Raw genomic sequence first — 15,054 nt, 5'->3', positions numbered from 1 at the left:
CCGCGAAGATCTTTGGACATCCCCACATCGACGTGCGTCCTCGCCACCTGGCCAGCACCCGCCCGAACCCGCGAGCTGGCCATTAAGACGAAGTTGCGATCAAACCCCTTCGCCATCAAGCTTTTTGTCCCCGCCTCACCCCAGCAGGTACTCGGCACGCGTGTTGCCGTCCCAGCGGCGCAAGCCGGCGAACCGACCGTCAATCTGCGACGGCCGTCCCGCAATGCGCAGCGCCCGCCCCAATTGGTGACCACCGACCCGCCGGGCCAGGGTGACATGGGCGGTCCACTGACCGGGCAGGCTGTTGGCCATCGGCGCGGGCGCCAGGTGCGGGCCGCAGAGCCGGTGCACCTCGGCATGCAGGGCCAAGAGCTCGCTGGTCGGCACCACCAGCCGGGTGAACACGACATTGGCCCGCCCGAACAGCACCGGCGCGCCGATCACGCAGTCCAGCGGCAGCCGACGGGCAACCGCACCCAGCGGCTCATCGACCTCCGGGGCGATCCGTTCGGCCACCGCCAGCGACACGTGCGGACGGCTGGCCGGCGCCTGGCTGGGTATGCCGGCGGCGGCCAACCCCGCCCAGATGCGCCGGATCGCCGCCTCGGTATCGCTGTCGAAGACCAGCTCGATCGAATGCACCATCAGCCGACCAGCCCGGCAACCCAGTTGCGGTCGAACGCCGCCGCGCTCATCGCCGCGAAGTCCCCGGCATCCAGCGACGCGGCCCCGGCGGGCAGAGCGGCCCGCACCGTAGCAATGCGCGCCAGCGCGGACCGATTCGAGGCTGCCACCAACCCGGGCGGGTCCGGCCAGCTGCCGATCACCAGCCCTGCACATGAAACCTGTTGTGCAGCAAGCGCTTCCAACGTCAACTTGGTGTGGTTGAGGGTCCCCAGGTCCGCGGTGACCACCACCAAAGCCGCGGCGGCCACGTCGACGGCGACATCGCGCAGCGTGACGCCCGGCTCGGCGAGTTCGACCAGCAGCCCGCCCGCCCCCTCGACGAGGGTCAACCGCCCGGGACGGTCCAGGTCTGCGATCAGCCGCACGATCTGATCGCGGGCGGGCAACGCCATCCCGGCGTGTTCGGCGGCGGCGGCCGGGGCCATCGGCTGCGGATATCGCGCCAAGCCGGCCAGCTGGGTCACCCCGGCCAACCGGCCGACCTCGGCGAGGTCGTCGTCACCGCGGGCGGTGCCGGTCTGAACGGGCTTGCACACCGCCACGTCGATGCCGGCCTGACGTGCGGCCGACGCCAGCGACGCGCAGACGACCGTCTTGCCGACCCCCGTGCCGGTCCCGGTGACGACCAGGATCGTCAACGGCGCGCCACGGCGAGAACATCCGTCAGCACCCGCCGGGCCAGCTCGAGCTCGCCGGCGTTCAGCGATGCGCGCGCGGTCAGCCGCAGCCGCGATGTCCCCGCGGGCACAGTCGGCGGCCGGAAGCAGCCCACCTTGACCCCGGCGTCCAGGCAGGCCGCCGCGGCAGCCACTGCCGACTCCGGCTCGCCCAGGATCACCGACACCATCGCCGAGTCGGGCGCGCCGACCCCACAGATCCGGGCCAGTTCGCGGGCATGCTTCAGCACCACGTCGGGCCGCCACGGCTCGGCCTGCAAGACGCGCAGCGCGGCCCGTGCGGCACCCACCGCCGCCGGCGCCAGACCGGTGTCGAAGATGAACGGCCGGGCGGCATCGATCAGATGGGCCCGCACCGGCGTCGGCCCGAGCACCACACCACCCTGGCTGCCCAGCGCCTTGGACAGCGTGGTGGTCATCACCACGTCGGGCGCACCCGCTAGACCTAACTCGTAGAGCAGCCCGCGTCCGCCGCCACGCACACCCAGGCCGTGCGCCTCGTCCACCAGAAGCAGCGCACCATGACGCCGGCAGACCTCAAGCAACTCCCGAACCGGCGCCAGCGAGCCGTCGGCGCTGAACACCGAGTCGGTGACGACGACGGCGCGCTGCTCGTCGCGCGATCGCAGCGCGGCGTCCACGGCGTCGACGTCGCGGTGCGGCGTCACCACAACCCGCGCCCGCGACAGCCTACAGGCATCCACCAACGACGCATGCGAACGGGCGTCGGACACCAGCAGGGAACCCGGGCCGGACAGGCCGACCACGGCGCCCAGGTTGGCCGTGTAGCCAGAGGAGAACAGCAATCCCGCGGCAGCGCCGACGAACTCGGCGAGCTCGGCCTCGAATTGCTGGTGCAGCTTGGTGTCGCCGGTAACCAGGCGCGACCCGGTGGCGCCGGCGCCCCAGATCCGCAGCGCCTGGACGCCGCCGTCGATGACGGCGGGATGTCGGGACAGACCGAGATAGTCGTTGGAGGCCAAGTCCAGCTCGGTGGCGACCGCGGGACGCGGCCGCAGGCAGCGTCGCAGTCCGGCCTCGTGGCGCTGCCGCTGCACCGCGTCCAACCAGGCCAACGGTGAATCGTCGATCCGTGCCTGCGTGGCGGCTTTCATGGCAGTGAGCCTACGAGCCGTGCGACCTCGACCATCGCCGAGGTGATCTGGGTGATCTCGGCCGGTGTGCAGATATAGGGCGGCATGGCGTAGACCAGGTTGCGAAACGGGCGCAGCCACACGCCTCGATCCAGCGCCGCGGGAGTCGCGACGGCCAGGTCGACCGGTCGGTCGCATTCGATGACGCCGATCGCGCCGCACACCCGCACATCGGTGACGGCGGGCAGCGCCCGGGCGGTATCCAGGCCGGCGGTCAGCCCGGCGGCCAGTTCGGTGATGCGCGTGCGCCAGTCCTGGCCGAGCAGCAGCTCCACACTGGCCACCGAGACCGCACAGGCCAGCGGATTGGCCATGAAGGTGGGGCCGTGCATCAGCGCCCCGGCCGCACCGGCGCTGATGGTGTGCGCGACGTCGGCGGTGCACAAGGTGGCGGCCAAGCTGAGGTAGCCGCCGGTGAGCGCCTTGCCGACACACATGATGTCCGGGCTCACCCCGGCGTGGTCGGCGGCGAACAACGCGCCGGTGCGGCCGAAGCCGGTGGCGATCTCATCGAAGATCAGCAGCACCTCGTAACGGCGGCAGATGTCCCGCAGGTCGTGCAGATAGCGCGGGTCGTGAAAACGCATACCGCCCGCACCCTGCACGACCGGCTCCACGACCACCGCGGCCAGCTCGCCGGCGTGCTGCGCCAGCTGCGCCTCGAACGCCGCGCTGTAGGCGGGATCGTAGTCCCGTGGCACTTGTGGCGCGAACACTTGGGCGGCCAGGACGTCGGTCCACAGCGAGTGCATGCCGCCGTGCGGGTCGCAGATGCTCATAGCCAGGAAGGTGTCGCCGTGATAGCCGCCGCGCCAGGTCATGAGCCGTCGCTTGCCGGGCAGGCCGCGGCCGCGCCAGTACTGCAGCGCCATCTTGGCCGCGACTTCCACCGACACCGAGCCGGAGTCGCTGAAGAACACCGTGTCGAGACCCGCCGGGGTGATGTCGACCAGCAGCTTCGCCAGCCGGGCCGCCGGCTCGTGAGTCAGCCCCCCGAACATGACGTGGTTCATCACCCGCAACTGGGTGGTTAACGCCTGGTCCAGAGCGGGGTGGCCGTGCCCGTGGATCGCGGTCCACCAGGAGCTCATCGCGTCGAGCACCTCGATCGGCTGGCCGTCGCGAATCAGCGTCAACCACGCTCCGTGGGCGGCGACGGCCACCACCGGCGACACGGCTTCCCTGCCGATGGAGCTGTAAGGGTGCCACAGATGGGCGCCATCGACCGCGATGATCTGCTCGGGCGTCAACCCGCCAGTCGCCGCAGCCATGGAGATCGAGGGTAATGCAGCCACGCCACGGCCCATCCCAGTAACGGTCGCCAAAACCTCTGCCATCGGGGAGCATGCATGCATGGCACCGCCGAATCAGCCTGAAGACACTCAGCCCGATGCTGGCACCGAATCCCGGTCGGCTCTAGACGAGCCCGACGAGCGGACACCCCCACGGGTACTCACGCTGCGGATAGCGCCCTGGGACGTGGTATGTACCGTAGCGATATTGGCAGTATTTCTGGTCATGGTCACGATGACTAGCTGGCCATCACGGCTCTTCGCCTTCACCGACAACGTGTGCCCGCCGGATGCTTGCCCGCTGGTACCGTTCGGCGTCAACTATTACATCTACCCGGTGATGTGGGGAGGGATCGGTGCGGCCATCGCCACAGCCGTCATCGGCCCCTTCGTTTCCATGTTGAAGGGCTGGTACATGTCCTTCTGGCCGATCATCTCGATCGCCGTCATCACCGTCACCTCCATCGCGGGCTACGCGATAGCGGGATTCAGCGAACGCTATTGGCATTAATCGCGCGTGACTGAAATCACAACTGCCGATCAAAGATTGAGCGCGGCAGTCACCGTCCGGTCACGTTACGGCAAAAAGACTTCTGGTGGATCTGGCCAGCTATGGACGCGGCCGGCATCTGTTGTCAAAGTGTCTGTAGTGATTGGTGTGAATAAAGTGACTTCCGGCTAATGGCAGACGGTGAAGTCACGTGCTGAGGCACACACCACCCGAGAGTGCCAAGGAGGTTACAACCCCATGAAACGCAGCATGAAAAGCGGCTCCTTCGCGATCGGTCTGGCAATGATGCTCGCCCCGATGGTGGCCGCGCCCGGTCTTGCGGCCGCAGACCCGGCCACGCGGCCGGTGGATTATCAACAGATCACCGACGTCGTGATCGCGCGCGGGCTGTCGCAGCGCGGCGTGCCGTTCTCCTGGGCCGGCGGCGGCATCAGCGGCCCCACGCGCGGCACCGGTACCGGCATCAACACCGTCGGGTTCGACGCCTCCGGTTTGATCCAGTACGCCTATGCCGGTGCCGGGCTAAAGCTGCCGCGTTCTTCCGGCCAGATGTACAAGGTTGGGCAAAAGGTCCTGCCGCAGCAAGCGCGCAAGGGCGACCTGATCTTCTACGGCCCCGAAGGCACGCAAAGCGTCGCGTTATACCTCGGGAAGGGCCAGATGCTGGAGGTGGGCGACGTCGTCCAGGTTTCGCCGGTGCGCACCAACGGCATGACGCCTTACCTGGTCCGGGTTCTCGGGACCCAGCCGACGCCCGTCCAACAGGCGCCCGTCCAACAGGCGCCGGTCCAGCAAGCGCCCGTCCAGCAAGCGCCCGTCCAACAGACGCCGGTCCAACAGGCGCCGGTCCAGCAAGCGCCCGTCCAGCAAGCGCCCGTCCAGCCGCCTCCCTTCGGCACCGCGCGCTCACGCTAACGGTCCCGCTTGCTTTCTCGCCTCCCAAACCCGCCTCCTGCTTCCCGCTGCTCAGCGCGCGAAGCAGGAGGCTGGTTTGGGTAAATTAACTGTCAACCATGTTGACCCTGTCGCCGCCTCGCCCACCGGCCTTGACCCCGGAGCCGGCCTTGCCCCCGGTTACCATGGGGACCCGTACGACCGGCTTTTACCGGCACGACCTGGACGGATTGCGCGGTGTCGCGATCGCCCTGGTGGCAGTGTTCCACGTTTGGTTCGGCCGGGTTTCCGGCGGAGTAGACGTGTTCCTGGCGCTGTCCGGCTTCTTCTTTGGCGGGAAAATACTTCGCGCCGCCCTCAACCCGGATCTGTCACTCTCGCCTATAGCCGAAGTGATCCGACTCATCCGCCGGCTGCTCCCGGCACTGGTTGTGGTCCTCGCCGGCTGCGCGCTGCTCACCATCGCAATACAACCGCAGACGCGGTGGGAAGCGTTTGCCAACCAGAGCCTGGCCAGCTTGGGGTATTACCAGAATTGGGAGCTGGCTAGCACGGTCTCCAACTATCTGCGAGCCGGTGAAGCGGTGAGCCCCTTGCAGCACATCTGGTCTATGTCGGTGCAGGGTCAGTTCTATCTCGCTTTCCTGCTGCTTGTTGCCGGGTGCGCCTACTTGCTGCGCAGACTGTTTCGGGGCCCGCGGGCCCCGTACCTGCGGACGATGTTTGTGGTGTTATTGAGCACGTTGACGTTGGCCTCATTCATCTATGCCATCGTTGCGCATCACGCCTACCAGGCGACCGCTTACTACAACACCTTCGCGCGGGCCTGGGAGTTGTTGGCGGGAGCACTGGTCGGCGCTGTGGTGCCCCATGTGCGCTGGCCGATGTGGCTGCGCACCGCGGTGGCCACCGCCGCGCTGGCGGCGATACTGTCGTGCGGCGCCCTGATCGACGGTGTCAAGGAATTTCCAGGGCCGTGGGCGCTGGTACCCGTCGGAGCCACGATGCTGATGATCCTTGCCGGAGCCAACCGGCAGGGCCATCCCGGTACCCGCGACCGGCTGCCACTGCCCAATCGCCTGCTAGCCACCGCTCCGTTGGTGGCGCTGGGCGCGATGGCCTATTCCTGGTATCTGTGGCATTGGCCGCTGCTCATCTTCTGGCTCTCCTACACCGGGCACCGGCACGCCAACTTTGTCGAAGGCGCGGCAGTGCTGCTGGTATCCGGGTTGCTGGCATACCTGACCACCCGGCTTGTCGAAGACCCATTACGCTATCGGGCACCCGCCGGCGTGAGATCGCCGGCGGCGGTCCCGCCGATTCCCTGGCGGCTGCGGCTGCGTCGGCCAACGATCGTGCTGGGATCTGTGGTGGCACTGCTTGGCGTCGCTCTTACCGCGACCTCGTTCACGTGGCGTGAGCACGTCATCGTCCAGCGCGCCGCCGGCAAAGAGTTGAGCGGGTTGAGCTCCCGCGACTATCCCGGGGCGCGGGCCCTGATCGACCACGTCCGGGTGCCCAAGCTGCGGATGCGCCCAACCGTCCTGGAAGTCCGTCACGACCTGCCGACCTCGACCAAGGACGGCTGCATCAGCGACTTCGTCAACCCGGCGATCATCAACTGCACCTACGGCGATGTGGACGCACCCCGGACCATCGCACTGGCCGGGGGTTCACACGCCGAACACTGGCTGACCGCACTGGATCTGCTGGGTCGCATGCACCACTTCAAGGTGGTGACGTACCTCAAAATGGGTTGCCCGTTGTCCACCGAGGAAGTCCCGCTGATCATGGGCAATAACGCTCCCTATCCGCAGTGTCACCAGTGGGTGCAAGCGGCGATGGCCAAGTTGGTCGCTGACCACCCCGACTACGTTTTCACAACCTCGACTCGACCGTGGAACATCAAACCCGGCGATGTGATGCCAGCAACCTATGTCGGGATCTGGCAAACGTTCGCCGACAACAACATTCCCGTTCTCGCGATGCGGGATACCCCTTGGCTGGTCAAGGACGGCCAACCGTTCATCCCTGCGGACTGCCTGGCCAAAGGCGGCAATCCGCAGTCGTGTGGGATCGCGCGGTCCAAGGTGCTGGTCGATCGGAATCCAACCCTCGACTTCGTTGCGCGGTTCCCGCTGCTTAAGCCACTCGATATGTCCGACGCGATATGCCGGACCGACACCTGCCGCGCGGTCGAGGGAAATGTTCTGGTGTACCGCGACAGTCATCACCTGACCCCCACCTACATGCGGACGATGACCAGCGAGCTCGGTCGGCAAATCGCGGCGAACACCGACTGGTGGTGACGCCTACACCCGCCGGAGAACCTGGATAAGGTCGTGTGATGTCGTCGAACAACGCCGGGGAGTCCGACGGGACCGGGCCCGCTCTACCCACGGTGTGGCCGGGCAACGCCTATCCGCTTGGAGCCACCTACGACGGCGCCGGGACCAACTTTTCGTTGTTCTCCGAGATCGCCGAGAAGGTCGAGCTATGTCTGATCGACGAGGACGGCGTCGAGTCGCGGATCCCGCTTGACGAGGTGGACGGGTACATCTGGCATGCCTATCTGCCGAACATCACTCCCGGCCAGCGCTACGGGTTTCGTGTGCACGGGCCGTTCGACCCGGCGGCCGGCCATCGGTGTGACCCCAGCAAGCTGCTGCTCGACCCGTATGGGAAGTCGTTCCACGGCGATTTCACCTTCGGGCAGGCGCTGTATTCCTATGACGTCAACGCCGTCGACCCGGACAGCACTCCCCCGATGGTCGACTCGCTGGGCCACACTATGACCAGCGTCGTGATCAATCCGTTCTTCGACTGGGCATACGACCGGTCGCCGCGCACCCCGTACCACGAGACCGTAATCTACGAAGCGCATGTCAAAGGCATGACACAGACCCATCCCAGTATCCCGCCCGAACTCCGGGGCACCTACGCCGGCCTGGCCCACCCGGTGATCATCGACCACCTCAACGAGCTCAACGTCACCGCCGTTGAGTTGATGCCGGTGCACCAGTTCCTACACGACTCCCGGCTGCTGGACCTCGGCTTGCGAAACTACTGGGGTTACAACACCTTCGGATTCTTCGCCCCGCACCATCAATACGCGTCGACCCGGCAAGCCGGCAGCGCGGTAGCCGAGTTCAAAACCATGGTGCGCAGCCTGCACGAAGCCGGCATCGAGGTCATCCTCGACGTCGTCTACAACCACACCGCTGAAGGCAACCACTTGGGTCCGACGATCAACTTTCGCGGAATCGACAACACCGCCTACTACCGACTGATGGACCACGACTTGAGGTTCTACAAGGACTTCACCGGTACCGGCAACAGCCTCAATGCCCGCCACCCACACACCCTGCAGCTGATCATGGATTCGCTGCGCTACTGGGTGATCGAAATGCACGTCGACGGGTTCCGGTTCGACCTGGCGTCCACGCTGGCCCGCGAGCTGCACGACGTCGACCGGCTGTCGGCATTCTTCGATCTGGTGCAACAAGATCCGGTGGTCAGTCAGGTCAAGCTGATCGCCGAGCCATGGGATGTCGGCGAAGGTGGCTACCAGGTTGGCAACTTCCCAGGACTGTGGACGGAATGGAACGGCAAGTACCGCGACACCGTGCGCGACTACTGGCGAGGCGAGCCGGCCACCCTAGGCGAATTCGCCTCCCGGCTGACCGGGTCGTCGGACCTCTACGAAGCAACCGGCCGCCGGCCCAGTGCCAGTATCAATTTCGTCACCGCCCACGACGGGTTCACACTCAACGACCTGGTCTCGTACAACGACAAGCACAACGAGGCCAATGGCGAGAACAACCGCGACGGGGAAAGCTACAACCGATCGTGGAACTGCGGTGTCGAGGGCCCCACCGATGACCCCGACATCTTGGCGCTGCGTGCCCGCCAGATGCGCAACATGTGGGCCACGCTTATGGTCAGCCAGGGCACGCCGATGATCGCCCACGGCGACGAGATTGGGCGCACCCAATACGGCAACAACAACGTCTACTGCCAGGACTCCGAATTATCTTGGATGGATTGGTCATTGGTGGACAAGAATGCCGATCTGCTAGCTTTCGCACGCAAGGCGACGACCTTGCGCAAGAACCACAAGGTGTTTCGCCGACGCCGGTTCTTTGAGGGTGAACCGATCCGCAGTGGCGACGAAGTCCGCGATATCGCCTGGTTGACACCGAGCGGTCGGGAGATGACGCACGAGGATTGGGGCAGAGGCTTCGACAGGTGTGTTGCGGTGTTTCTCAACGGTGAAGCCATTACCGCACCGGACGCCCGTGGTGAGCGAGTAGTCGACGATTCATTCCTGTTGTGCTTCAACGCCCATGACCACGACGTGGAGTTCGTGATGCCGCATGACGGCTATGCGCAGCAGTGGACCGGAGAGCTGGATACCAACGATCCCGTCGGTGACATCGACCTGACGGTAACCGCCACTGACACGTTTTCGGTACCTGCGCGCTCGCTGCTGGTCCTGCGTAAGACGTTGTGAAATATGGCATTTCCGGTTATTTCCACTTACCGGGTGCAGATGCGCGGTCGGTCGAACGGATTCGGGTTCACCTTCGCCGATGCCGAGAACCTGCTGGACTACCTCGACGACCTCGGGGTATCGCATCTGTACCTGTCCCCCATTTTGACGGCGGTCGGCGGGTCGACCCACGGCTATGACGTCACCGATCCGACGACGGTGTCACCCGAGCTTGGTGGCTCTGACGGCCTAGCGCGGTTATCCGCGGCGGCGCGGTCGCGGGGCATGGGCCTGATCGTCGACATCGTGCCCAGCCATGTCGGCGTCGGCAAGCCCGAGCAGAACGCGTGGTGGTGGGATGTCTTGAAGTTCGGCCGGTCCTCGGCGTATGCCGAGTTCTTCGACATCGACTGGGAGCTAGGTGATGGCCAGATCATCCTGCCGCTATTGGGCTCCGACAGCGACGTTGCCAACCTCAGAGTCGACGGCGACCTGCTGCGGCTGGGCGACCTGGCGCTGCCCGTCGCCCCCGGCAGCGGGGACGGCACCGGCCCCGCTGTGCACGACCGCCAGCACTATCGGCTGGTCGGATGGCGGCACGGGCTGTGCGGCTACCGCCGTTTCTTCTCGATCACCTCGTTGGCCGGCCTGCGCCAGGAAGACCGCGCTGTGTTCGACGCCAGCCACGCAGAGGTCGCTCGCTGGTTCACCGAAGGACTCGTCGACGGCGTGCGCGTCGACCACCTCGACGGACTATCCGATCCCAGCGGATACTTGGCCCAGCTGCGCGAACTGCTCGGCCCGAACGCCTGGATCGTGGTCGAAAAAATCCTGGCGGTCGACGAGGCGTTAGAGCCCACGCTGCCAGTGGACGGCTCCACCGGCTATGACGTGCTGCGCGAAATAGGTGGCGTCCTCGTTGACCCCCAAGGAGAGTCACCACTGACAGCGCTGGTCGAATCGGCCGGTGTGGACTATCAGGAGATGCCGGCGATGTTGGCCGACCTCAAGGTGCACGCGGCCGTCCATACGTTGGCCAGTGAGCTTCGCCGATTGCGGCGATGCATCGCGGCGGCGGCCGGCGCCGATCATCCGCTGTTGCCCGCGGCGGTGGCTGCACTGCTGCGCCACATCGGACGCTATCGCTGTGATTACCCCGGCCAAGCCGCCGTCCTACCCTGCGCGTTGGCTGAAACCCATTCGACAACACCACAATTGGCACCTGGACTGCAGCTGATTGCCGCAGCTGTGGCCCGCGGTGGCGAACCAGCCGTACGCCTGCAACAACTGTGCGGCGCGGTGAGCGCCAAGGCCGTCGAAGACTGTATGTTCTACCGTGATGCCCGGCTGGTGTCACTCAATGAAGTGGGCGGAGAACCGCGCCGGTTTGGTGTGGGCGCCGCGGAGTTTCATCACCGGGCCGCCACCCGTGCTCGGTTGTGGCCACGGTCCATGACGACACTGTCCACCCACGACACCAAACGCGGCGAGGACGTGCGTGCCCGCATCGGCGTGCTGTCCCAAGTGCCGTGGCTGTGGGCCAAGTTCATCGGCCACGCCCAAGCCATTGCGCCCGCCCCTGATGCCGTGACTGGACAGTTTCTGTGGCAGAACGTCTTCGGAGTGTGGCCAGTGAGTGGAGAGGTCAGCGCCGCGCTGCGCGGCCGGCTGCACACTTACGCCGAGAAGGCGATCCGGGAGGCGGCATGGCACACCTCGTGGCACAACCCGAACCGGCCGTTCGAGGACGACGTGCACGGCTGGCTTGATCTGGTGCTCGACGGACCGCTGGCGTCCGAGCTGACCGGACTTGTGGCCCACCTCAACTCGCATGCCGAAAGCGACGCGCTGGCCGCTAAGCTGCTCGCGTTGACTGTGCCTGGCGTACCCGACGTCTACCAGGGCAGCGAACTGTGGGACGACAGCCTGGTCGACCCGGACAACCGCCGTCCCGTCGACTACGGCACCCGGCGTGTCGCTCTGAAAGCCTTGCAGCACCCCAAGATTCGTGTGTTGGCCGCGGCGCTTCGACTGCGGCGCACCCATCCGGAGTGCTTCCTGGGCGGCGCATACCATCCGGTGTTCGCCGCCGGGCCGGCCGCCGACCACGTCGTTGCGTTCCGCCGCGGTGACGACATCCGGGTCGCGGTGACCCGCTGGACGGTGCGCCTGCAGCAAACCGGCTGGGACCACACCGTACTGCCTCTACCCGACGGGTCGTGGACAGATGCCCTCACCGGATTCACGGCCAGTGGGCACACGCCGGCCGTCGAGCTGTTCGCGGATCTGCCTGTGGTGCTGCTGGTGCGCGACAATGCCTGAATTCCGAGTATGGGCACCCAAACCCGCGCTGGTCCGGCTCGACGTGAACGGTGCGGTACATGCGATGACCCGCTCAGCCGACGGCTGGTGGCACACGACGCTGGCGGCGCCGGCGGACGCCCGCTACGGATACCTACTCGACGACGACCCCACCGTGCTACCCGACCCGCGATCGGCCCGCCAACCCGACGGGGTGCACGCACGCTCCCAGCGGTGGGAGCCGCCCGGCCAGTCTGGTGCCGCCGGGACCAACGCCGGCTGGCCGGGGCGGTCGGTCGAGGGCGCGGTGATCTACGAGCTGCACATCGGCACGTTCACCACGGCTGGCACGTTCGACGCCGCCATCGAAAAGCTGGATTACCTGGTCGATCTCGGAATCGACTTCGTCGAGCTGATGCCGGTCAATTCCTTTGCCGGAACCCGCGGTTGGGGATATGACGGTGTGCTGTGGTACAGCGTGCACGAACCCTACGGCGGCCCCGACGGCCTGGTCCGGTTCATCGACGCATGCCATGCCCGCCGTTTGGGCGTGTTGATCGACGCGGTGTTCAACCATCTCGGCCCATCGGGCAACTACCTGCCGCGATTCGGCCCGTACCTGTCGTCGGCCAGCAACCCGTGGGGGGACGGCATCAATATCGCCGGCGCCGACTCCGACGAGGTTCGCCACTATATCATCGACTGCGCGCTGCGATGGATGCGCGACTTCCACGCCGACGGCTTGCGGTTGGACGCCGTGCATGCACTGGTGGACACCACCGCCGTGCATATCCTCGATGAGCTTGCCAACGCGACCCGCTGGCTGTCAGGCCAGTTGGGCCGTCCGTTGTCGCTGATCGCCGAAACCGACCGAAACGACCCGCGGCTGATCACCCGGCCCAGCCACGGCGGCTACGGGATCACCGCCCAATGGAATGACGACATCCATCACGCCATCCATACCGCGGTATCCGGTGAGCGGCAAGGCTACTATGCGGATTTCGGCTCGCTGGCCACTCTCGCGTACACGCTGCGCAACGGCTACTTCCACGCCGGCACGTATTCGTCGTTCCGGCGTCGTCGGCACGGGCGTGCATTGGACACTTCTGCGATCCCGGCCACCAGGCTGCTCGCCTACACCTGCACCCACGACCAAGTCGGCAACCGCGCTCTCGGCGACCGCCCATCGCAATACCTGACCGGTGGCCAGCTCGCGATCAAGGCGGCGTTGGCCCTTGGATCTCCCTATACCGCAATGCTTTTCATGGGCGAAGAGTGGGGGGCCTCCAGCCCGTTTCAGTTCTTTTGCTCACATCCCGAACCGGAACTGGCCCATAGCACCGTGGCAGGACGCAAGGAGGAGTTCGCCGAACATGGCTGGGCCGCGGACGACATTCCGGACCCGCAGGACCCGCAGACATTCCAGCGCTGCAAGCTGAACTGGGCCGAAGCCGGCTCCGGCGAACACGCCAGGTTGCACCGGTTTTATCGCGATCTGATCGCTTTGCGGCACAACGAGGCCGACCTTGCGGACCCCTGGCTGGACCACCTTATGGTCGACTACGACGAGCAGCAACGCTGGGTTGTGATGCGCCGCGGCCAGCTGATGATCGCCTGCAACCTTGGTGCCGAGCCAACCTGCGTGCCGGTCAGCGGTGAGCTGGTGCTGGCCTGGGAGTCGCCGATTATCGGCGATAATTCCGGCTCTACTGACTGATCTGTGGGTGGTTGTGTCGGCCTGGCAGGGTGGGGCGGTGGCCGGCGAGGGCGAGCATGGCTAGGGCGATGAGGGCTTGTGGTGAGCGGAATCCGAACGCGATCCGGGTCAGTAGGCGGATCTTGGTGTTGGTGGATTCGATCAGGCCTTGGGATAGGCCGTGGTCGAGGGCGGCGTCGATGGCCACCCGGTGGCGTTTGATGCGGGCGGCAAGCTCGACGAATACCGGGATGCGACAACGCTGGGCCCAGGAGATCCACCGGTCCAGGGCCTGTTTACCTTCCTCGCCCTTGACCGAAAACACATGCCGCAGGCCCTCTTTGAGCAGGTAGGCGCGATACAGACGGGGATCGGTCTTGGCGATCCAGGCCAGTTTGGCGCTTTGGCGTTCGGTGAGGTCCTCGGGGTTCTTCCACAGCGCGTAGCGGGCGCCCTTGAGCCGCCGTGCCCGCTCGCGGCCCGGACGTGGTGCGGCGTTCTTACCGGGCCGGCCCCGGCCCCACTTGGGTTCGGTGCGCGCGATCGCCCGTGCGTCGTTCCAGGCTCGGCGCCGCTCGACGTCGAGCGCCTCGGTGGCCCAGGCCACCACATGAAACGGATCGGCGCATTGAATCGCATCCGGGCAGCGCTCGGTGACCACGTCAGCGATCCAGTCCGCGGCATCGGCCGAAACGTGAGTAATCTGGGCGGCCCGCTCAGCGCCCAGGGCATCGAAGAACAAGCCCAGGGTGGCCTTGTCGTGGCCCGGGGCGGCCCACACCAACCGGCCGCTGTCGTGATCGACGACCACCGTCAGGTACCGGTGGTGGCGCTTGTAGGAGATCTCATCGATACCGATGCGGCGCAAGTTCGCGAACCGGTCAATGCGCTTTTCGGTGTCGGCCCAGACCCGGGCCACGATCGCCCCGACGGTGCGCCAGGCGATCCGCATCAACTCGCACACCGCGGTCTTCGAACACGCCACCGCCAGCCAGGCCACCGTGTCATCGAAAGCATACGTGTGCCCGGCATGATGACGCGCCCACGGCACCGCCACCACCGTCGGCCCATGGGTGGGGCAGTTCACCCGCGGCGCCTCGGCCTCCAAGAACACCTCGACGGTGCCCCAATCCAGACTGCGCCATTGGCGCAGGCCCGCACCGCGGTCATACCAGGACGCCTTGCGACCGCAGCGACCACAGCGGCGCAACACTGCACTTCGTGGCCGCACCCGGGCGATCACCCGCGCACCGTCTCCGGCGTCATCCTCCTCGAATTCGATGTCCTCAATCACGGTGCGCTTGTCGACACCCAGCAGCGCACGAAATAGCCTCACATTGCGCACGTCGT

Annotated in this window: 11 protein-coding genes; 6 read left to right on the top strand and 5 right to left on the bottom strand. The window is 66.2% G+C overall.

Annotated elements, in window-relative coordinates; genetic code table 11:
- Positions 1-135: 135 nt before the first annotated feature.
- Genes MCAN_RS08370 through MCAN_RS08355 form a run of 4 tightly spaced genes read right to left on the bottom strand, consistent with a single transcriptional unit; the run spans position 136 to position 3,789 of the window.
- Positions 136-645 carry a 2'-5' RNA ligase family protein gene (locus MCAN_RS08370; RefSeq protein ID WP_014000833.1) on the bottom strand — a complete coding sequence of 170 codons (510 nt, stop codon included), beginning with the start codon at positions 643-645 and terminating at the stop codon, positions 136-138.
- Positions 645-1,325: a dethiobiotin synthase gene (gene bioD / locus MCAN_RS08365; protein ID WP_014000832.1), complete on the bottom strand. Its 681-nt coding sequence runs from the start codon at positions 1,323-1,325 to the stop codon at positions 645-647. Before bioD ends, MCAN_RS08370 begins: the two co-directional genes overlap by 1 nt.
- Positions 1,322-2,479, bottom strand: coding sequence for an 8-amino-7-oxononanoate synthase (locus tag MCAN_RS08360; protein ID WP_014000831.1), 1,158 nt, complete (start codon positions 2,477-2,479; stop codon positions 1,322-1,324). Before MCAN_RS08360 ends, bioD begins: the two co-directional genes overlap by 4 nt.
- Positions 2,476-3,789 carry an adenosylmethionine--8-amino-7-oxononanoate transaminase gene (locus MCAN_RS08355; RefSeq protein WP_003407803.1) on the bottom strand — a complete coding sequence of 438 codons (1,314 nt, stop codon included), beginning with the start codon at positions 3,787-3,789 and terminating at the stop codon, positions 2,476-2,478. The genes MCAN_RS08360 and MCAN_RS08355 overlap by 4 nt, the downstream gene beginning before the upstream one ends.
- An 82-nt stretch (positions 3,790-3,871) precedes the next feature.
- On the opposite strand from MCAN_RS08355, the gene MCAN_RS23115 reads away from it, so the two are divergent.
- The 6 genes from MCAN_RS23115 to treZ all read left to right on the top strand — a co-directional run bounded on the left by MCAN_RS23115 (position 3,872) and on the right by treZ (position 13,725).
- A complete protein-coding gene (locus tag MCAN_RS23115) occupies positions 3,872-4,321 on the top strand; it encodes a hypothetical protein (RefSeq protein ID WP_003911567.1) in 450 nt (149 codons plus the stop codon).
- Between the two features lie 237 nt (positions 4,322-4,558).
- On the top strand, positions 4,559-5,236 hold the full coding sequence (gene ripD / locus MCAN_RS08345) for an NlpC/P60 family peptidoglycan-binding protein RipD (RefSeq protein WP_015288100.1): 678 nt from the start codon (positions 4,559-4,561) through the stop codon (positions 5,234-5,236).
- A gap of 98 nt (positions 5,237-5,334) precedes the next feature.
- The gene (locus MCAN_RS08340; protein ID WP_003407794.1) at positions 5,335-7,524 is read left to right on the top strand and encodes an acyltransferase family protein; all 2,190 of its coding nucleotides are present in this window, start codon (positions 5,335-5,337) and stop codon (positions 7,522-7,524) included.
- A 38-nt stretch (positions 7,525-7,562) separates the two neighbouring features.
- Positions 7,563-9,728: a glycogen debranching protein GlgX gene (gene glgX / locus MCAN_RS08335; protein ID WP_014000829.1), complete on the top strand. Its 2,166-nt coding sequence runs from the start codon at positions 7,563-7,565 to the stop codon at positions 9,726-9,728.
- 3 nt (positions 9,729-9,731) lie between these two features.
- The gene (gene treY / locus MCAN_RS08330; RefSeq protein WP_014000828.1) at positions 9,732-12,029 is read left to right on the top strand and encodes a malto-oligosyltrehalose synthase; all 2,298 of its coding nucleotides are present in this window, start codon (positions 9,732-9,734) and stop codon (positions 12,027-12,029) included.
- A complete protein-coding gene (gene treZ / locus MCAN_RS08325) occupies positions 12,022-13,725 on the top strand; it encodes a malto-oligosyltrehalose trehalohydrolase (RefSeq protein WP_014000827.1) in 1,704 nt (567 codons plus the stop codon). Before treY ends, treZ begins: the two co-directional genes overlap by 8 nt.
- Here treZ and MCAN_RS08320 read toward each other — a convergent pair.
- Positions 13,715-15,049: an ISL3-like element IS1557 family transposase gene (locus MCAN_RS08320; RefSeq protein ID WP_014000151.1), complete on the bottom strand. Its 1,335-nt coding sequence runs from the start codon at positions 15,047-15,049 to the stop codon at positions 13,715-13,717. The two genes, treZ and MCAN_RS08320, sit on opposite strands and share 11 nt — an antisense overlap.
- Positions 15,050-15,054 lie beyond the last annotated feature (5 nt).

Source organism: Mycobacterium canetti CIPT 140010059, assembly GCF_000253375.1.
GTDB classification, from domain to species: domain Bacteria; phylum Actinomycetota; class Actinomycetes; order Mycobacteriales; family Mycobacteriaceae; genus Mycobacterium; species Mycobacterium tuberculosis.
This window is presented reverse-complemented; position numbering and strand designations above follow the sequence as displayed.

Coding starts and splice junctions, on each gene's coding strand:
- MCAN_RS08370 (WP_014000833.1), bottom strand. CDS start 645: ATGGTGCATTCGATCGAGCTGGTCTTCGACAGCGATACCGAGGCGGCG.
- MCAN_RS08360 (WP_014000831.1), bottom strand. CDS start 2,479: ATGAAAGCCGCCACGCAGGCACGGATCGACGATTCACCGTTGGCCTGG.
- MCAN_RS08355 (WP_003407803.1), bottom strand. CDS start 3,789: ATGGCTGCGGCGACTGGCGGGTTGACGCCCGAGCAGATCATCGCGGTC.
- MCAN_RS23115 (WP_003911567.1), top strand. CDS start 3,872: ATGGCACCGCCGAATCAGCCTGAAGACACTCAGCCCGATGCTGGCACC.
- ripD (WP_015288100.1), top strand. CDS start 4,559: ATGAAACGCAGCATGAAAAGCGGCTCCTTCGCGATCGGTCTGGCAATG.
- MCAN_RS08340 (WP_003407794.1), top strand. CDS start 5,335: ATGTTGACCCTGTCGCCGCCTCGCCCACCGGCCTTGACCCCGGAGCCG.
- glgX (WP_014000829.1), top strand. CDS start 7,563: ATGTCGTCGAACAACGCCGGGGAGTCCGACGGGACCGGGCCCGCTCTA.
- treY (WP_014000828.1), top strand. CDS start 9,732: ATGGCATTTCCGGTTATTTCCACTTACCGGGTGCAGATGCGCGGTCGG.
- treZ (WP_014000827.1), top strand. CDS start 12,022: ATGCCTGAATTCCGAGTATGGGCACCCAAACCCGCGCTGGTCCGGCTC.